Source organism: Sphingobium sp. HWE2-09 (assembly GCF_035989265.1).
GTDB lineage: Bacteria > Pseudomonadota > Alphaproteobacteria > Sphingomonadales > Sphingomonadaceae > Sphingobium.
Window position 1 is genome coordinate 2,092,089 of the sequence record NZ_JAYKZX010000003.1, and the last position, 18,632, is coordinate 2,110,720.

The following is an 18,632-nucleotide window of genomic DNA, read 5'->3' on the forward strand; positions in this document are numbered from 1 at the left end:
TGCGGGAATGGACAACGACATAGACAGCTCAATCACCTTTTCGCACCCGCGCAAAGGTCCAGTTGTCGATCTTTACAAAAAACTGGTGTAAAGTTGTAAAGGCTGCACAGGAGTTGAATGCCATGGCGAAGGATCGCCCGGTTTATATGGGACCGCGCTTGCGGCGGTTGCGGCGCGACCTGGGCCTGACGCAGGCGGACATGGCTGCCGACCTCGACATTTCCGCCTCCTATGTCGCGCTGCTGGAACGCAACCAGCGACCGCTGACCGCCGACATGCTGCTGCGCCTAGCCCGCACCTACAAGCTCGACATGGCGGAGGTCGCAGGCGACGGCGGGGCGGAGCAGACCGCGCGGTTGCAGGCAGTGCTCAAAGACCCGATGTTCGCCGACATCGACCTGCCGATGCTCGCCACCGACGACGTCGCAGTCAATTATCCCGGCATCACCGAAGCGCTGCTGCGCCTCTACACCAGCTATCGCGAGGAGCATCTGGCGCTGGCGGATCGCGGCGCAGGCGCGCAGCTGACCGAGGACGCCGCCGATCCCGTCGCTGAATCCCGCCGCTTCCTCGCCGCCCGGCGCAACAGCTTCCCGCTGCTGGACGATGCTGCGGAGAAACTCGCGGTCGAAGCCGAGGCCGAAGGCGGCCTGCCCGCCTGGCTCAAGGCGCACCACAATCTGCGCATCCGCCGCCTGCCCTCCGATATCATGGCCGGGTCGATGCGCCGCCTCGACCGCCATCGCGACGCGGTGCTGCTGGATGACACCCTGGACGGCGCGAGTTCCACCTTTCAGCTGGCGCTCCAGATCGCCTATCTCGACATGCGCAAGCTGTTCGACACGATCCTGAACGACGGCCAGTTCAGCGGCGCGAGCGGCCGCAGCCTCGCCCGCCGCGCGCTTGCCAGCTATGCCGCGGCCGCGATCCTGATGCCCTACACCGCCTTCGCCAAGGCGGTCGAAGCACGCCGCTATGATGTCGAAGCCCTCGCCCGCCAGTTCGGCACCAGCTTCGAACAGACCGCCCATCGCCTCACCACCCTGCAAAAGCCGGGGCAGGAACGCGTCCCCTTCTTCTTCCTGCGCGTCGATCCGGCGGGCAATGTGTCGAAACGCCTCGACGGCGCGGGCTTTCCTTTCGCGCGCCATGGCGGCTCCTGCCCGCTCTGGTCGGTGCATCGCGTGTTCGAAACCCCGCGCGCAGTGGTGACGCAATGGCTGGAACTGCCCGACGGCCAGCGCTTCTTCTCGATCGCGCGCACGGTAACGGCGGGCGGCGGCGGCTGGGGCGCGCCACGGGTGGACCGCGCCATCGCCCTGTGCTGCGCCGCCGACCACGCCCATCGGCTGATCTACACGCAGGACGCGCCGCCGCCCGAACCGACCCCGATCGGCGTCACCTGCCGCCTGTGCCATCGCAGCCAATGCATGGCCCGCTCCGCCCCGCCGATCGGTCGCGACATGCTGCCCGACGATTATCGCGGCACGCGCGCGCCGTTCGGATTTGGCGATGGGTAATGGAGATATGTCGCACGTCTGAACGCGAGTTCCCCTCCCGCTTGCGGGAGGGGAACGGCTAGTGCGCGCGTCCCTATTCCTCGATCAAATCCAGATAGGCGACCACATCATTGTCGGTCGCCAGGAACAGCCCGTCCTGCACCTCTTCGGGCTGCTGTTCCGCCACGCGCAACGCTTCGCTGAGCGGGCCGTACATGATCGTCGTCGCGCCGCCATCATCGCCCAGATGATAGAGGCGGACGGTCGCGCTGTCATAGGTGGTTCGCATCGCGCCCTCCTACCACAGCGCCGCCGTCAAGTCAGCGCCGGTCCTTGATCTTCATGCTGGGCGCCAGCTGGTTGGCGCCGATGCGCACCGGATCGTTGGTGAAATTGGCGACGAAGGCCGAATCGCGCGCCAGCCCCGGCACGAAACCGGCCTTGTTGCCCTCAACCACCAGGCCGCCGCTGCTATGTTCGCGGCCTTCGGGCGCGACCGTGATGAAGGCGGACCAATTATCCTTGTCCTTGCCCTGCACCATCTCGTTCCCGCTGATGATGCCGCCCGCGCCGTTCGACAGGTCGATCATATAGTTGGTCAGATGCCCGGCGCTGTCGTCGAAACTGTTGCCGGTGATGGTGACGTGCGCCGTGCGGGTTTTGAGATAATGGCCGCCATCGCCCTGGTCGAACCGGCTGTTGGTGACGGTCAGGTTGGCGAGCCGCCCGATATAGATGCCGTGCGCGCAATCCAGATCGCGGTCGCAACGGCCCAGCTTGCGAAAGGTCGATTTGTCGATGACGACCTGTCCGCCATCATAGTCGCCGGTCAAAATGCCTTCCTCGCTGTTGCGGAACAGGCTGTTGCGCACAGTGAGGTTGCCGTTTTCCAGGCGGATGCCCGCGCCATTGCCATCGGGCACGCGAATATTCTGGAAGATGATGCCATCGACCGTGCTGGACCGGCCGCGCAGGACGAAGGCGCCCTTGCCCTCGCACGGCACCCCGTCGAAGATCGCGGTGCCGGGCTTCGCCGCGCGGATGGTGACGTCGCCGCCCTGCTGCACCGCGCATTGGCGATAGGTGCCCGGCGCCACCACCACCGTCCCGCGCCCGTCGCCGATCGCCGCGATCGCGTCGCCCAGTTGCGCATAGGCGCGCCCGGTTTCGGTCACGGTGAAGGGCGCGCCGCCGCCCTGGGCAAAGGCGGTGGCGGTGATGGCTGCCGACAGCAGCAGAGTCGTGGTCAGGATGCGCATGGCCGCCCGTCTACCGCGCCACCGCCCCTGCGCCAACGCACGGATAGGGTTAACGGAAAACTGCCCCATCGCGGGACGGAAGCAGCCCTCCGCGTTAACGCCCCGTCATTCCCACTTGGCCGTCGCCTTCTGCGTCTTCTGGTTCCAGAAAATCTGGATCTTGCTGATCGTGCAGAGGTCGAAATTCGTCCAATAGGCTTCGTCGCCGTCGGTGAAGATCACCTTGAGGTCATAATTGCAGATGGCGTTCTTGGCCTTGAAGGTGATCGGCACGGAATGCGCATCTTCCAGCACCTCATCCTCCATCACATCGTCGCCCCAGGCCTTGGACTTGGCTGGCGAGACATAGACTTCGGCAATGTCGTAGCCGGTGCGGTTGAACAGCGTGAAGTCCTGATCGCCAGCAAGCGCAGGCGCAGCAAAGGACAGGGCGCAGGCGCCCAGAAATATGGCAATCGCTTTCATGAATTTCCCCCGATCCGGCAAGGTGCCGGTCGGCGACGATGATAATCACATAAGGGGCTTACGGAATAGGCAAATTCCGACATGATCCTGTGCCAAAATGGCAATAAAGCCGATGCTTATGCGCCAAGGCGATTGGCGACCCGACACCATCTGAGGGCACGTCACTCTATCCGGGGAACAGGTCCACCCGCTCCGCATCGGGCAGGATCGCGTCGAGCAACAGCGATCGATGACAGCCGCTGGGATCACGCTCGAAACAGAGCAAGGCGGTGGGCATTTCCGCCGCCATGTCCTTCAACTGCTCAGCCTGCACGATCGCTTCCGGCAAATCGAGCTGGCGGCCATAGATGTCGGCCAGCCGCGCATGCTGCCCCTTGCGCGCCGCTTCGCGCCCTTCGGCCGGCGTGCCCAGCGCCTTGAGGCCGACATAATCGATCCCCGCCTCGCGCAGCCCGGCGGCCAGGATATTCTTGGAAAAGCCGGGCCGCCGCGACAGCGGCACCGCGCGAACATCGGCGAGCAGGCGTACGCCCGCGTCTTGCAGCGTCGCGATCAGTTCGGGCTGGGTTACGCCTTCATAGCCGATGGTGAAGATTTGCATGGACAGGAGATAGTGCGTGGGTGGCGAAGCGCCAGCCCTCATCCCGACAATACCCCCCTCCCTCTAAGGGAGGGGCCGGGGGTGGGTCGTGAGCGCAGCGATCATCCCATGCCGCCAACAACGGACGGCTCGCGCCGCTCGCCACCCACCCCTAACCCCTCCCTGGAAGGGAGGGGAATCAAGAAAAAGGTTTCAATCCAAATTCGGCCGCAAATAGCGTTCCGCCGTCTCCAGGTCGATCCCGCGACGGACCGCATAGTCCTCCAGCTGGTCGCGCCCGACCCGCGCCACGCCGAAATATTCCGCCTGCGCATGGCCGAAATAAAAGCCGCTGACCGCCGCCGTCGGCAGCATCGCGAAACTCTCGGTCAGCGTCGCGCCGGTGGCATGATGCGCGTCCAGCATGTCGAACAGGATCGGCTTCAAACTATGTTCCGGGCAGGCGGGGTAGCCGGGCGCCGGGCGGATACCGCGATATTGCTCCTTGATCAGCGCCTCGTTGGTCAGCTGCTCGCCCTCGGCATAGCCCCATAGCGCGGTGCGAACATAATGGTGCAGCCGCTCGGCAAAGGCTTCGGCCAGACGATCGGCCAGCGCCTTCAAAAGAATGTCCGAATAGTCATCGATCGCGTTCTTGAAGCGCGCGAGATGCGGTTCGATGCCGTGGATCGACACGGCGAACCCGCCCATCCAGTCGCCGTCATGGCTGATGAAATCGGCCAGGCACATGTTCGCCCGCCCTTCCCGCTTCTGGATCTGCTGGCGCAGCATCGGCAGGGTGACATGCTTTTCATCCTCGACATGGACTATGATGTCATCGCCCTGACGGCGGCACGGCCACAGGCCTGCGACGCCGCGCGCGGTCAGCCACTTGTCCTTGACGATCTTGTCCAGCATCGCCTGCGCATCGGCGAACAGGCTGCTTGCGCTTTCGCCCACCACGTCGTCGGTCAGGATCGCGGGATAATTGCCCGCCAGTTCCCACGCGCGGAAGAAGGGGGTCCAGTCGATATAGGGCACCAGATCGGTCAGATCCCAGTTCGGGAAACGATGCACGCCCGGCAGGCGCGGGCGCGGCGCCTTCAGGCTCTCGTCGATCTCGAACGCATTGGCCCGTGCATCCTCGATGCTGACCAGCGCGCTCTGCCCCTTATTGGCGCGGGCGACGCGGACATGCTCATAATCATCCTTGGTCTTGGCGACGAAGGCGTCCTTCTGCGTTTCGGACACGAGCGCGGTCGCCACGCCCACCGCGCGGCTGGCGTCCAGCACATGCACCACCGGCCCGGTGAAAGCCGGATCGATGCGCAGCGCGGTATGCACCCGTGATGTGGTCGCCCCGCCGATCAGCAGCGGCATCACCATGTTGGCGCGCTGCATTTCCTGCGCCACCGTCACCATCTCGTCCAGCGAGGGGGTGATAAGGCCCGACAGGCCGATCATGTCGGCATCATGATCGTTCGCGGCTTTGATGATGTCCTGCCACGGCACCATCACGCCCATGTCGATCACGTCGAAGCCGTTGCATTGCAGGACCACGCCGACGATATTCTTGCCGATGTCATGGACGTCGCCCTTCACCGTCGCCATGATGATCTTGCCCTTGCCCTTGGCGCCCGGTTCCTTGGCCGCCTCGATATAGGGCAAAAGGTGCGCGACCGCCTTCTTCATCACGCGGGCGGATTTGACGACCTGGGGCAGGAACATCTTGCCCGCGCCGAACAGGTCGCCGACCACGTTCATGCCGTCCATCAACGGCCCTTCGATCACCTCGATGGGCTTGTCGGCGGACAGGCGGCATTCCTCCGTATCCTCCACCACATACATGTCGATGCCCTTGACCAGCGCATGTTCCAGCCGCTTAGCGACCGGCCAGCCGCGCCATTCCTGCGCCGCCTTTTCGACCGCCGCATCCTTGCCGCGATAGCTTTCGGCCAGCGTCACCAGCCGCTCGCCCGCATCGGGATCGCGGTTCAGCAGCACATCCTCGCACGCCTGGCGCAGCGCCGGGTCGATCGCGTCATAGACGTCCAGCTGCCCGGCATTGACGATCGCCATGTCGAGGCCGGCGGGGATGGCGTGATAGAGGAACACCGAATGCATCGCCCGGCGCACCGGCTCGTTACCGCGGAAGGAGAAGGAGAAGTTCGACAGCCCGCCCGAAATATGAACATGCGGGCAGCGCTGCTTGATCTCGCGGCACGCCTCGATGAAGTCGACGCCGTAATTATTATGCTCCTCGATCCCCGTCCCCACGGCAAAGATATTGGGGTCGAAGATGATGTCCTCGGGCGGAAAGCCGATCGTCATCAGCAGCTTGTAGGCGCGCTCGCAAATCTCGACCTTGCGCTCTTTCGTGTCCGCTTGGCCCGTCTCATCGAACGCCATGATGACCGCGGCGGCACCATAGGCCATGCATTTGCGCGCATGGCCCAAAAAGGCCTCCTCGCCCTCCTTCATGCTGATCGAATTGACGATCGGCTTGCCGGACACGCATTTCAGCCCCGCCTCGATCACCTCCCATTTCGAGGAGTCGATCATCACCGGCACGCGGCTGATGTCGGGTTCCGACGTCATCAGCTTGAGGAAGGTCGTCATCGCCTCGACCGCGTCGAGCAACCCTTCGTCCATGTTGACGTCGACGATCTGCGCGCCATTCTCCACCTGCTCGCGCGCAATGTCGATCGCCGCGGCATAGTCGCCCGCCATGATCAGCTTCTTGAACTTGGCCGAACCGGTAACGTTGGTGCGTTCGCCGATATTGACGAAAGTGGCGGTGGATTTCTGGGTCATTATTTTAAGATCCGTTCGCTTCGAGCAAAGTCGAGAAGCATTCGCGCCCGTGTCTCGACTACGCTCGACACGAACGGCGGTTGGGTTCAAGCCACGATATGCATCGGTTCCAGCCCGGCCAGCCGCGTGACCACCGGCAGTTCCGGCACCACGCGTGGGCGATGCCCCTCAAGCGCCTTCGCCACCGCGCCGATATGCGCAGGCGTCGTCCCGCAACAGCCGCCCACCATATTGACCAGCCCTTCATCCACCCAGTCGCGGATCAGCCGCGCGGTCGTTTCGGGCAACTCATCATATTGCCCCAGTTCGTTGGGCAGCCCCGCATTGGGATAGGCCAGGATCAGCGTGTCGGCATTCTTGGACAATTCGCTGAGATAAGGCCGCAGCAAATCCGCGCCGAACGCGCAATTCACCCCGATGGTCAGCGGCTTCAAATGGCGCAGCGAATACCAGAAGGCGTTGATCGTATGGCCCGACAGGTTGCGCCCGGACATATCCGTAATGGTGAAGCTCAGCATCAGCGGCACGTCGCGCCCCGCCGCTTCCTCCGCCTCCCGCGCGGCCATGCCCGCCGCCTTGGCGTTCAACGTATCGAAGCAGGTTTCGACCAGCAGAAAATCCACCCCGCCCGCGATCAGCGCTTCGCACTGTTCGCGATAATCGGCCTTGAGCGTATCATAATCCACCTCGCGAAAAGCGGGATCGTTGACGTCCGGCGAGATCGAGAGCGTCTTGTTCGTCGGCCCGATCGATCCGCACACGAAACGCGGCCTGCCATCCGCCGCGGTCGCCTTGTCGCACGCGCTGCGCGCCAGCTTTGCCGCCGCGATATTGATGTCCCACACCAGATGCTCGCAGCCATAATCGGCCATCGCGATCTTGGTCGAACTGAAGGTGTTCGTCTCGATCATGTCCGCGCCCGCCGCCAGATAGGCAGCGTGGATGCCCTCCACGATGTCCGGCCGGGTCAGGCACAGCAGGTCGTTATTGCCCTTCTGGTCCTTTGCCAGGTCCAGATCGCCGCGATAATCCGCCTCGGTCAGCCCATGTTTCTGGATCGACGTGCCGTAACCGCCATCGAAGATCAGGATCTTGTCCGCCGCCAGGGCGCGTAATTGTGCTTCGGCCGTCATAATCAAAACTCCGTTCGCCCTGAGCCTGTCGAAGGGCTGCACTTTTCTTCAAGAACGTACGGGTCTTCACCAAAGGGCTGGGCTTCGACAGGCTCAGCCCGAACGGGGGAGGACAATGCTCTCATATCAGGCATCCACCGCCGCCTTGGCCCTCAGCCCCAGCAAATGGCAGATCGCAAAGCTGAGTTCCGCCCGGTTGAGCGTGTAGAAATGAAAGTCGCGCACGCCGCCGCTATACAGGCTGCGGCACAGTTCCGCCGCGATCGTCGCCGACACCAGCTGGCGCGATCCGGGATGATCGTCCAGCCCTTCGAACAGGCGCGCCATCCAACTGGGCACCTGCGTATTGCACATCGCCGCCATGCGCTGCGTCGCGGCGAAATTGCTGACCGGCATGATGCCCGGCACGATGTCCGCCGTAATTCCCGCCGCGCCGACCTTGTCCATGAAGCGGAAATAGGCCTCTGGCGAAAAGAAGAATTGCGTGATCGCGCGGGTCGCCCCGGCGTCCAGCTTGCGCTTCAAATTATCGAGGTCGCTCTGCGCACTGACCGCATCCGGGTGCACCTCAGGATAGGCGGACACGCTGATCTCAAACGCATGACGCTGCATCAGCCCTTCGACCAGTTCGGCCGCGCCCTTATACCCGTCGGGATGCGGCTCGAACGTGCCGCCGACTTCGGGCGGATCGCCACGCAGCGCGACGATATGGCGCACCCCCGCCTCCCAATAGGCGTCGGCGATCTCGCCGATCTCCGCCTTGCTTGCGCCCACGCAGGTCAGGTGCGCGGCGGCGGCCAGCGGCGTCTCCTTGGCGATCCGCGCCACCGTATTATGCGTGCGTTCGCGCGTGGAGCCGCCCGCGCCATAGGTGACGGACACGAATTTCGGCCCCAGCGGCGCCAAAGTCTCAATCGCCGACCACAGCTGCGCTTCCATCTTTTCCGTCTTGGGCGGGAAAAATTCGAAACTTACCCGGGCGTCGCCGGCCAGATCCGCATAGAGCGGGGCAGCAGGATCATTCAGGGTCATGCGGAAATCCGTCCTTCGATCGGCAGGACGTTGCCGCTCCGGCGCCGCCCCAGCCATAATACTACCGTCAATTCCTGGCCGGGCAGCGTCTCCACCCCCTCCAGCACCAGACCCGCCTGCGCGAACCAGCTTTCGATCTGCTCGTCGGAAAAGCCCAGCCGCGCATGCTGGTCGCGCAGGCGCAATTCTTCGCGTTCATGCGCGGCGAAATCGGCGATCAGCACCCGGCCATTGCCCGCCGTCACCCGCGCCGCCTCCGCAATCACCCGTTCGGGCGCCTGCGCATAATGCAGCACCTGATGCAGCACCACCGTATCGGCGCTGCCCGGCTCCAGCGGCAGGGCGGCAAAATCGCCCAGCAGCAGCGCATATTTGTCACCCGCATCCTGCGGCAGCTTGGCGCGGGCCAGCCGCAGCATGTCCGGGCTGCGATCCAGCGCCGTCACCTGCGCCGCGGCCTTGCCGAACAATTCGATCATCCGCCCGGTGCCGGTGCCGATGTCGAGCAGATGGCCTATCGGCTCGCGCCCCAGCAGCGCGGTCATCGCCGCCTCCACCTCGGCCTCCGCGACATGGAGCGATCGGATCGCGTCCCATTCCTCGGCATGTTCGGCGAAATAGCTTTCCGCCGCGCGCGCCCGGTCGGCCCGCACCGCCGCCAGCCGCGCCAGGTCCGCCGCCTGCCACAATATCTCGCCTTCGGACGGGTCGAGCCGATCGAACAGGGCCAGGAACGGGACGACCGACGCCGCCTTGCCCAGCCGCAGGAACACCCAATTGCCTTCCTTGCGCCGTTCCACCAGGCCCGCTTCGGCCAGGATTCGGACATGGCGCGACACGCGCGGCTGGCTTTGCCCCACGACTTGCGCAATCTCGCCCACGGCCAGCTCCATCGCCCGCAACAGGTGAATGATGCGCAAGCGCGTCGGGTCGCCCAATGCCCTGAAAATGTCGAGTGCTGCGTGCATGCGCGCATCATATAAAGAAATCTTTATATGCGTCAATGCCGGTGAATTTTGCAGGCATTTTTCGCCGCACATGCGATGAAATGGCGGCTATTCGACCTTTCGCCTGTATGAATGGGATTGCCTTGCCAGACCCAAAGCATTACGAATCGGCGCGCAGGCGCAATGGGGGTGAGCTTTTTCTCCGGGAGTGGTCTGCAATTTTTTATTCTCAGAGAGGGGTTCTGCCCATGACTAAGTCTATCGCTCTTTCGCTCGTTCTCGCCGCTTCGCTCGGCCTGGCTGCCTGCTCGGGCGGCACCGAAAACGCCGCCAACAACGCCGCCAACTCGGCCGAAAACGCGTCGAACGCTGCCGACAACGCCATGAACGCGGCGCTGAACGCTGCCGACAACGCCGCTAACGCTGCGTCGAACGCGACCAACAACACCGCGAACGCGATGTAATCAGGTCCGTTCGGATCTTGAATTTGGAAAAGGGGTCGCACCGTCACCGGCGCGGCCCCTTTTTCTTGGGAGCGCAGCTGAATGATCCGCATCCTCTTGTCCCTCGCCCCTGCCATAGCTCTGGCGGCCTGCGGGTCCGGATCGTCGGACGGCGTAGGCGGCGTCAGCGCGGGTGAAGCGAAGACGCTGAACGAAGCGGCGGCGCAACTCGACGCCCGCACCGGCGCGGCGCAAAGCAGCGATCCCGGTCTCAATCCCGCAGCCGTAACCGCGGCCCGCGCCGACCGCCATCGCGCAGCGCCCACACCGCCAGCGCCCTGACGCTCATGCAAAAAGGGCCGCCCCTTTGCAGGGCAGCCCTCCTTGATTATCCGGTCGAAAAGCTATCAGCAGTTGCGGTCGATCGCCCGACCGGCCAGCGCGCCGACACCTGCACCGATGATCGCGCCCGTGGTGCCGTCGCCGCGGCGGCCATAGCGGCCCGAACCCCGGCCCACTTCGTTACCCAGCAGGCCACCGGCGATCGCGCCGATGATGGTGCCGCCCGTGCCATTGTCCCGGCAGCGATAGCCGCCGCGATACCCGCGATAACCATTGTTGCGATAATAGCCGCCGCCGCGATAACCGCGATAATTGTCGCCGCGATAGTAGCGATCGCCCCGATCATACCCGCGATAGCCACGATCATAGCCACCGCGATAATAATCGCCGCGGTCATACCCGCGATAATAGCCGTCACGCGCCATCGCCGGACTGGCGGTCATGGCAAGGGATGCAGCGCCCATGGCAAGAGCGGCTCCCATATTCACAAGAAATTGCATCTTCATGGCGTTGCTCCTCGACATACCATAATCTCAGGCAGCCGCTGAAAAGAACGACATTGCCCATCGATTGATCCCCTTATGCACCATGCGATTTGAGCCGAGCCTGAATAGGGCTGACAGCCCCCGTTCAGATGCGCGCGACCCGTCACGCCACTGCTGCACCCCGCCGATTTATCGCCTATGGCGGTCGCGATGCAGCGAATCCTGATCGTCCTGGCGCTCGCCATCCTGTTGCTGCCCGCGCCGCATATGAGCAAGCCGGAGACGGTAACGGCCGGGTCGCTGCTGGTCACCGCCCGCCCCCTGCCGCTCAGCAGCATCGACCCGGCGCTGACCCATGTCGGCACGCTCACCTATCTGGGCGGCTGGGCGGTAGAGAGCCGCAATCCCGGCTTTGGCGGCATCTCCGCGCTGCTCGTGTCGCCGACCGGCGACATATTGGGCCTCAGCGATTTAGGCATATTGATGGGCTTTCGCGTCGATAATGGCGTGGGCGAAGGCCATCCCTTCATCGCCCCGCTGCCGGTCCGCGCGCAGGACCGCTATCGCCCCTGGTGGGCATGGGATTCGGAATCCATGACCCGCGATCCGGCGACCGGCCGCTATTGGGTCGGGTTCGAACTGCAACAGGCGATCTGCCGCTACGCCCCCGGCTTCTCCCGGGTGGAGGCGTGTCGGACCTGGCCCGAAATCGTCGCCTGGCCCAAGACCGGATCGATCGAATCGCTCGCCCGCCTGCCCGACGGCCGCTTCCTGGCGATCGGAGAAATGGGCATGACGGCGGACGGACGGCACGACACGCTGCTGTTCGCGGGCGACCCGGCCGACACGAGCACGCCCGCCCCCATCCACCTGCGCTACACCCCGCCGCGCGGCTATCGCCCGACCGACGCCGTAGCGCTGGACGATCGCCACCTGCTGGTGCTCAACCGCCGCCTGACCGTGGAACAGCTGTTCACCGCCACCATCGCGATCGTCGACCTGCCCGAACGGCTGGTGCCGGGCGCGGAACTGAAAGCCCGCACCCTCGCCCGGCTGGCGCCGCCGCTACTGGCCGACAATTTCGAAGGCATCGCGCTCAGCCGCGAAGGCGACCGCACGATCATCTGGATCATATCCGACGACAATCACGAATTCTTCCAGCGCACCCTGCTGCTGAAATTCGGGCTGGATTGATCTTATTCCCCCTCCCGCAGGCGGGAGGGGGCTAGGGGGTGGGCAAGCGCAAGGTTGCATTGGGCCACCCGCTGCGACTACGGCCTGCTGCGCAGCCCAAGTCTCGCTACCCCTCCCGCAGGCGGGAGGGGTGTAAGTTGCCCTTCCGCTCTCCCCTTACCGATCAACGTCACCCGACGCAAAAAAGCGGCCTGTCGCCAGGCCGCTCCTTATGCCGAAACGAATCGGAAGAAATCAGGCTGCGACGGCAGCCTTCTTCTTGACGATGTCGCGCTTCAGGCGACGCGCCTTGAGCGACAGCTTGTCGTCGCTGGTCTTGACCAGCCAGTTGTCCAGGCCGCCATTATGTTCGACCGAGCGCAGACCATGGGTCGACACGCGCAGCTTCACGCTGGTTTCCAGCGCTTCGGAAATCAGCGACACGTTCTGCAGGTTCGGCAGGAACACGCGCTTCGTCTTGTTATTGGCGTGGGAAACATTGTGACCCACCTGGCGACCCTTGCCGGTCAGCTCGCAAATGCGCGACATAGTCAATCAACCTTTGAATTCGGGTTCGTTCGGAAAGCCGCGCCGATAACGGGATTCGCGTCCAGCGTCAACCGCACGCGTAAATTTGCCCCGCCGATCTTGGCGCCGCCGATCGTGGCGCTTGCGCAACCATTTTGCCCGACGCCGCGTTCTTCCCTCCAATAGATACAGGAGGAATTTATGCGTTTCATCGGCGGACTGTTGCTGATCATCCTTATCGTCGTCGGCGTTGGCATAGCAACCGGTTTCATCGACCTGCAAAAGACGAGCGAGGGCCGCCTGCCCGCAATCGCGGTCAAGGAAGGCGCGCTGCCCAAATATGAAGCGAACGTCGCCAAGGTCGAAGTCGGCACGCGCAACGAAACGGTCGAAGTGCCCACCGTCGCGGTCAAGAAGCCCTAAACCTTCCTTCCCGCGCGCCGATCCTGTAACGGCGGGGCATATGGCCCCGCCCTTCCCCCTGCCTGCCCCCATGCGCCGCGCGCTCGACCTTGCCGCCCAGGCGCAGGCGGCGGGCGAAGTGCCGATCGGCGCGGTGGTCACCAGAGGCGGCGCCATCATCGGCGAGGGCGAGAATCGCAACCGCCGCGATTGCGATCCCACCGCCCATGCCGAAATGGTCGCGATGCGCGCAGCGGCGGCTCACCTCCACGACTATCGCCTGACCGGCTGCGACCTGTGGGTCACGCTGGAACCCTGCCCGATGTGCGCAGGCGCCATTTCCCATGCCCGCATCGCCCGGCTCTATTATGCCGTGGGCGATGCCAAGGGCGGCGCGATCGAACAAGGCCCACGCCTCTTCACCCAGCCGCAATGCCTGCACCGGCCGGACGTCTATGGCGGCCTGGCCGAAGCGGAAGCCTCAACGCTGCTGCGCGCCTTTTTCGCCGCCAGGCGCTGAATAGTCGATCCTGTAGAGCTGATAGGGCAAAGTCATGCCCGTCTTGAGCGTCACCGGCGCCAGCCACGCCGGTATCGTCCCGCGCATCAGCCCGGCATAAAAGCCCTGCGGACTGCGCGACTGGTAAATCGTGCCTTCCGGGAAGTTCGGGCAGACCAGCAGATAGGTGGCATGATGCTTCGCCGCGATCGGGCGAAACGCATCGGCCGGCCCGTCATAGGCATGATGCATGTCCAGGATCGCCGCCCCGTTGCGATGATAGGGACCGGCGACCGCGCTATGATGGGTCGTCGCGATCAGCCGCGGCCCCAAATCCACCATGGTAAAGATCGTCGCAGGCGGCAGCTGGTCCAGCACCTCCAGCGCGGGCAGCGTGCGGCACCGCCCGTTCGCCTTCTTGATCGCCTCATTGCGCGCAACGGCGGACGGCCGCCACGGCTTCGGCTTCGTGCCCGTCGCCTCCTGATACAGCTTCACCACCTGCGGATAGAGTGGATAGACGCAGGCGACCGCCGCCAGCACCGCCACGCCCGCCCCCGCGCCGATCCGCACCCTGCGCGATCCCGTCAGGATCATCGCGACCAGCCGATGCGCCGCCCATGCGGCAGGCGGGATCGCCAGCAATTGCGCCGCCGGGCCAGCGCGCACCTGCCAGAACAGCAAGGCGGTCGCAAAGACCATCATCAGCCCCACCGTGGCCCAGGCCCAGAGCCGCTCGCTATCCCGCCGCGCCTCCCACAAGGCCCATAGCAGCCCGATCGACCCCGCCAGCGGGATCGCCAGCAACGGCACGACCATGCTCTGCGCCTGCGCGGTGATCGGCTTGGCCTCCCGGATATTGGCGAGCCATAGCTTCTGCAATTCGGGCGAAATCTGATAGGCGCTCAGGCATTGCGGCCAGTTCAGATAGAAGAACAGGCCGACCGCCCCGCCCACGACCGCCCCCGCCGCCAGCCGCATCGCCCAGCCGCGCAGTGGCGCCAGCGACAGCAACACCATGCCCGCCCCCGCCGCGCCGAACACCGCGACCCAGATGGGCGACAGCGCGTCGCAGACCATCTCCCGATTGGCGTAGCTGGCGAACAGCAGATAACAAAGCGACGTGCCGCCAGCCAGGCTCAGCGCATAGGGCAGCATCCGCCGCTCCGCCCCCGGCCGGAACACCCAGCGCAGCGCGATCAGCCCGCCGCCGGCCGCCAGATAGACGATCATCTCCATGCCGATGGCGATCGACAGCGCGCTGCTAATCCCCGCCATCACCCCGCCGCGCAGGCGGTTGGTGTCGATCACGCCCGCCAGCATCGTCAGCGCCAGCGCCAATTGCCAGCCATGATGATCGATGCGCATCGGCGCATACATGCCCAGCCCCATCTGCGCGGCCAGCGGCGCCAGCACCGCCAGCAACCAGCCGTTCGGCCCGGCCAGCCGCCGCCCGATAAAGCCCAGGCTCAGCATCAACAGCAAAAAAGGCAGCAACGGCGCGATGCCGCAGGCCAGCCGATCGGCCAGCCCTTGGTCCACGAAGGCGCGGAAGAACAGGATCAGGCCCGCGATCGGCAAGTCCACCAACCGCGACCAGTGGATGTTCGCCCCGCCCGGCGGATCGAGCCGATATTGGCGCAGATCATACCAGCCCTGCCCCGCCAGCCAGTCCTTCACCTGCACATAACGGATATTGTCGTCGGTATCGCTCAGCACCAGCCAGTGGATGGCGGGCCAGCGGGTGACGACGAAACCGACCGCAATGGCAATCCAGATCAGGAAGGTCAGCCACTTCCAGTGCCGCTGGCTGTACGTCGTCAGGATCGCGCCCCAATGATGGGCGCGGGCGCGCAAGGGTTCGCGGCTATGCAAGGTCATGCCTGTGGATTAGAGGCTGCGCGTCAAAGCGCAACGGGGGGTCCATGAAAATCCTGTCGAGATTGTCGACGCAGCAGCAGGCGCTGTTCTGGCAGGTTCTGCGCTACGGCTTGACAGGCCTGTTTGTCACCGCCTGCCAGGCCGCGATCTACTGGACCCTCGCTGCGCTGGCAGGCCTGCATCCCCAGGCCGCCAATTTCATCGGCTATCTCGCCGCCGTCGCGATCGGCTATGTCAGCCACAGCGCCTTCACCTTCCGCGGCCATGGCGGCACGGACAGCCACGCCCAGCGCGGCGCGAAGTTCGTGATCGTGTCGCTGATCAGCTACGCGCTCAACGCGCTCTGGGTCTTCCTATGCGTCACCCACATGCACTGGCCCGCATGGTCCCCCATCCCCGCCATGATCTTCGTGACGCCCGCAGTGATGTTCGGCCTGAACCGGCAATGGGTATTCAAATAAAGGATGGGCTGTTCGCGCAGGCGGGAATCCACAGCCGTCAAAGATAAGCGCACCCTGGAACTAGGCTCCCGCCTACGCGGGAGCACATATTATGCGCCAATACCGCCAGCCCGACCCCGTTGCCAACAAACCTCTCGTGTTCCCGCGCAGGCGGGAACCCAGTCCTGCCGCCAGAGATAATCGCTCCCGAGGGCCTGGACTCCCGCCTTCACGAGAGCGCATCCTATCCCACGATATCCTCAAACAAATCACGCCATTGCGGGTTCATTTCTTCGATCAGGCGCAGTTTCCACGCCCGCTCCCATTTCTTTATCCGCAACTCACGCAGACGCGCTTCCTGAATGTCGTCATGGGCTTCGAACCAGACCAGAAAGCGGCAGCCATATTGAGCGCTGAACGCGCCACCGAAGCCATTGCGATGCTGCCAGACGCGCTGGATCAGGTCGCTGGTGACACCCAGATACAATGTGCCATTCTGTCCGCTGGCCATCAAATAGACATAACCCGGCTTGGTCATGCCCAATCTCTATAGTGTTCCCGCGCACGCGGGAACGCAGTTCAACCGTTCGGACTGGGTTCCCGCCTGCGCGGGAACACACCATCCCCTGTCAACGCACAAAGCGCCCCAGCGATATTATCGGGCAGAGCATATACCCTCACGCCCATACCCCACCCGTGTTCCCGCGCAGGCGGGAACCCAGTTCAGACGATGCAGCTACTCCCTGCTCGCACAGGAAGCACGCCCCACCAAAATCAATGCACGAACCGCGCCACCACATCCCTGTACGACCGGCTGACCTTCACCTGCGCGCCGCTTTCCAACACCAGGAAACATTCGCCATTGGTATGCGGCTTGACCTGCCGGACCTGCGACAGATTGACGATAGTGGAGCGATGCACGCGCTGGAAATTACGCGGGTCCAGCCGCTTTTCCAGATCCTTCATCGTCTCGCGCAGGATCAGGCTGTTGTCGGCGGTATAGATGCACATATAATCGCCAGCCGCGTCGATCCGCTCGATCGAATCGACGTCCACGCGGAAAATCTGGCCGCGATCCTTGATGTTGATCAGCTTTTCGAAGCGGTTGGACGCAGGCGCATCATCGTCGGCGGCAAAATCGGTCATCGCCTGGGGCGCGACTTCGGCCAGCACTTCGCGCAGCTTCTCGATCTCCTGCACCTGCCGCTTTTCGGTCAGCCGCTGGCGCACGCGATCGAGCGCATCGGCCAGGCGGCCTTCATCCACCGGCTTCATCAGATAATCGACCGCCTGCGCCTCGAACGCGCGGATCGCATGGTCGCTATAGGCGGTGCAGAAGATGACCAGCGGCGGCTCGACCTCCATCAAACCCTGGACGACCGAAAAGCCATCGAAACCGGGCATTTGAATGTCAAGGAACACAAGGTCGGGTTTATGCGTCTTGATCGCGCGGATCGCTTCGCGGCCGTTGGTGCAGGTTTCGATAATGTCGACATCCTCATGCGCTTGCAGACGCAGCTGGAGGCCTTGAATGGCCAGGCTTTCGTCATCGACGAGGATTGTTCTGATGGTCATGCGGCCACTTTCGATGTTTCATCCATGTTAAGCGGAATTTCGATGATGACCGAAAATCCGCCCGGCGTGGAACGCGTTTCGAAGCTCTGTCGTTCCCCGAAGGCCTGAATTAACCGGTCCCGGATGTTCGGCAGCCCGATGCCGGTCCCCTCGCTCATGGGGATGTGCGGCCTCATTCCGCTTTCGTTCAATCCCGGACCGCTATCCGATACGACGATCCGGACATTATCCCCGGCAGGCTGCGCGCTGACCGCGATTTCCGCGCCTTCCTCCTTGGGCGTCACCGCATATTTGATCGCATTCTCGACCAGCGGCTGCAGCAGCAGCGATGGCAACCGCGCATGGGCGACCGCCGGATCAATGGTGAAGGACGGCCGCAATCGTTCCTCGAACCGCATCTTCTCGATCTCCAGATAGAGTTTGAGCGTCTCGATCTCCTGCTCGATCGTCACCTGCGCGGTCGGCTCGTTGATCAGCGTATAGCGCAGGAAAGACGACAGCCGCGACAGCATCGCATTGGCCCTATCGGTCTGCTTGAGCAGCACCAAAGTCGAAATGGAATTGAGCGTATTGAACAGGAAATGCGGATTGAGCTGATAGCGCAGCATCGCCAGTTGCGCGTTCGCCGCTTGGTTTTCCAGCCGCAGCAACTGGTCCGCCTGTTCCTCCACCGTCAGGTAGAAATTGATCGCATAATAAAGCGCGGACCACGCGCCCAGCAGAGTCATCGACAGGTAGAAAGCGCCCAGAAACAGTTGCAGCCCCGCCGTCTCGCTCGCCCGGTTCTGCGTCGAAAACACCCAGGCGTCGATGAACGCCACCAGCCCCGCCGCCGCGACCACGGTCACGATCGACACGCCCCAGGTCACGATCGGCCGTTTCTTGACCAGAAAGCGAAACATCACCGCGATCAACAGCGTCACCGAATAGCCGGTAACGGTGGAGATCAACACCGGCACCAGGCTGGAGAGCGGCTGCCCATTGGCGATGGTGGAGGAGCCGCGCAGCAGGAAAGCGCCCGCCCACCCCAGCGATTGCAGGTTCCAGAAGGCGCGGTTCTTGTCGGCAAAGAACGGCTGAGGCTTGATGCGAGGCACGGAGACGGACATTGCCTGCAGGCTTAGGCGATTTGCGC

At 63.8% G+C, this 18,632-nt stretch carries 21 protein-coding genes; 7 read left to right on the plus strand and 14 right to left on the minus strand.

Annotated features, from left to right (window positions below; translation table 11 throughout):
- The first annotated feature begins 122 nt into the window (after positions 1-122).
- Positions 123-1,520: a helix-turn-helix domain-containing protein gene (locus tag U5A89_RS15545; RefSeq protein ID WP_338161970.1), complete on the plus strand. Its 1,398-nt coding sequence runs from the start codon at positions 123-125 to the stop codon at positions 1,518-1,520.
- Between the two features lie 73 nt (positions 1,521-1,593).
- Here U5A89_RS15545 and U5A89_RS15550 read toward each other — a convergent pair whose 3' ends face one another.
- The 8 genes from U5A89_RS15550 to U5A89_RS15585 form a co-directional block, all read right to left on the minus strand.
- Positions 1,594-1,788: a hypothetical protein gene (locus U5A89_RS15550; RefSeq protein WP_338161971.1), complete on the minus strand. Its 195-nt coding sequence runs from the start codon at positions 1,786-1,788 to the stop codon at positions 1,594-1,596.
- A 31-nt stretch (positions 1,789-1,819) separates the two neighbouring features.
- Positions 1,820-2,758, minus strand: a complete 939-nt coding sequence (locus U5A89_RS15555; RefSeq protein WP_338161972.1) for a right-handed parallel beta-helix repeat-containing protein — start codon at positions 2,756-2,758, stop codon at positions 1,820-1,822.
- A 105-nt stretch (positions 2,759-2,863) separates the two neighbouring features.
- On the minus strand, positions 2,864-3,223 hold the full coding sequence (locus tag U5A89_RS15560; RefSeq protein ID WP_338161973.1) for an argininosuccinate lyase: 360 nt from the start codon (positions 3,221-3,223) through the stop codon (positions 2,864-2,866).
- A gap of 166 nt (positions 3,224-3,389) precedes the next feature.
- A complete protein-coding gene (locus U5A89_RS15565; protein WP_338161974.1) occupies positions 3,390-3,824 on the minus strand; it encodes a DUF488 domain-containing protein in 435 nt (144 codons plus the stop codon).
- A gap of 192 nt (positions 3,825-4,016) precedes the next feature.
- Positions 4,017-6,617, minus strand: coding sequence for a methionine synthase (metH, locus tag U5A89_RS15570; protein ID WP_338161975.1), 2,601 nt, complete (start codon positions 6,615-6,617; stop codon positions 4,017-4,019).
- 86 nt (positions 6,618-6,703) lie between these two features.
- Positions 6,704-7,750, minus strand: coding sequence for a homocysteine S-methyltransferase family protein (locus U5A89_RS15575; RefSeq protein ID WP_338161976.1), 1,047 nt, complete (start codon positions 7,748-7,750; stop codon positions 6,704-6,706).
- 126 nt (positions 7,751-7,876) lie between these two features.
- A complete protein-coding gene (gene metF, locus U5A89_RS15580) occupies positions 7,877-8,782 on the minus strand; it encodes a methylenetetrahydrofolate reductase (RefSeq protein ID WP_338161977.1) in 906 nt (301 codons plus the stop codon).
- Positions 8,779-9,750: an ArsR/SmtB family transcription factor gene (locus U5A89_RS15585; protein WP_338161978.1), complete on the minus strand. Its 972-nt coding sequence runs from the start codon at positions 9,748-9,750 to the stop codon at positions 8,779-8,781. Before U5A89_RS15585 ends, metF begins: the two co-directional genes overlap by 4 nt.
- Before the next feature lie 227 nt (positions 9,751-9,977).
- On the opposite strand from U5A89_RS15585, the gene U5A89_RS15590 reads away from it, so the two are divergent.
- Entirely contained in the window at positions 9,978-10,193 is a 216-nt protein-coding gene (locus tag U5A89_RS15590; protein ID WP_338161979.1) for a circumsporozoite protein, read from the plus strand.
- An 81-nt stretch (positions 10,194-10,274) separates the two neighbouring features.
- The gene (locus U5A89_RS15595; RefSeq protein WP_338161980.1) at positions 10,275-10,514 is read left to right on the plus strand and encodes a hypothetical protein; all 240 of its coding nucleotides are present in this window, start codon (positions 10,275-10,277) and stop codon (positions 10,512-10,514) included.
- A 65-nt stretch (positions 10,515-10,579) separates the two neighbouring features.
- Here the strand turns inward: U5A89_RS15595 and U5A89_RS15600 are convergent, their stop codons facing one another.
- Entirely contained in the window at positions 10,580-11,020 is a 441-nt protein-coding gene (locus U5A89_RS15600) for a glycine zipper 2TM domain-containing protein (protein WP_338161981.1), read from the minus strand.
- Positions 11,021-11,209: 189 nt separating this feature from the next.
- Here U5A89_RS15600 and U5A89_RS15605 point away from each other — a divergent pair, with 189 nt between their 5' ends.
- Entirely contained in the window at positions 11,210-12,193 is a 984-nt protein-coding gene (locus tag U5A89_RS15605; RefSeq protein WP_338161982.1) for an esterase-like activity of phytase family protein, read from the plus strand.
- 234 nt (positions 12,194-12,427) lie between these two features.
- On the opposite strand, the gene rpmB is transcribed toward U5A89_RS15605, so the two are convergent.
- Entirely contained in the window at positions 12,428-12,721 is a 294-nt protein-coding gene (rpmB, locus tag U5A89_RS15610) for a 50S ribosomal protein L28 (RefSeq protein WP_088183320.1), read from the minus strand.
- A 180-nt stretch (positions 12,722-12,901) separates the two neighbouring features.
- Between rpmB and U5A89_RS15615 the strand changes: the two genes are divergently transcribed.
- A complete protein-coding gene (locus U5A89_RS15615; protein WP_338161983.1) occupies positions 12,902-13,123 on the plus strand; it encodes a hypothetical protein in 222 nt (73 codons plus the stop codon).
- 40 nt (positions 13,124-13,163) lie between these two features.
- On the plus strand, positions 13,164-13,622 hold the full coding sequence (locus U5A89_RS15620; RefSeq protein ID WP_338161984.1) for a nucleoside deaminase: 459 nt from the start codon (positions 13,164-13,166) through the stop codon (positions 13,620-13,622).
- Here U5A89_RS15620 and U5A89_RS15625 read toward each other — a convergent pair.
- Complete coding sequence (locus U5A89_RS15625; protein WP_338161985.1) at positions 13,584-15,482, minus strand: hypothetical protein; 1,899 nt, start codon at positions 15,480-15,482, stop codon at positions 13,584-13,586. The two genes, U5A89_RS15620 and U5A89_RS15625, sit on opposite strands and share 39 nt — an antisense overlap.
- Before the next feature lie 44 nt (positions 15,483-15,526).
- Here U5A89_RS15625 and U5A89_RS15630 point away from each other — a divergent pair, with 44 nt between their 5' ends.
- On the plus strand, positions 15,527-15,943 hold the full coding sequence (locus tag U5A89_RS15630) for a GtrA family protein (RefSeq protein WP_338161986.1): 417 nt from the start codon (positions 15,527-15,529) through the stop codon (positions 15,941-15,943).
- A gap of 223 nt (positions 15,944-16,166) precedes the next feature.
- Here U5A89_RS15630 and U5A89_RS15635 read toward each other — a convergent pair whose 3' ends face one another.
- The 3 genes from U5A89_RS15635 to U5A89_RS15645 form a co-directional block, all read right to left on the minus strand.
- Positions 16,167-16,460 carry a GIY-YIG nuclease family protein gene (locus U5A89_RS15635; protein ID WP_338161987.1) on the minus strand — a complete coding sequence of 98 codons (294 nt, stop codon included), beginning with the start codon at positions 16,458-16,460 and terminating at the stop codon, positions 16,167-16,169.
- A gap of 236 nt (positions 16,461-16,696) precedes the next feature.
- A complete protein-coding gene (locus tag U5A89_RS15640; protein WP_224548671.1) occupies positions 16,697-17,497 on the minus strand; it encodes a LytR/AlgR family response regulator transcription factor in 801 nt (266 codons plus the stop codon).
- Positions 17,494-18,606 (minus strand): sensor histidine kinase, encoded by a 1,113-nt coding sequence (locus U5A89_RS15645; protein ID WP_338161988.1) that lies wholly within the window; start codon positions 18,604-18,606, stop codon positions 17,494-17,496. The genes U5A89_RS15640 and U5A89_RS15645 overlap by 4 nt, the downstream gene beginning before the upstream one ends.
- Positions 18,607-18,632 lie beyond the last annotated feature (26 nt).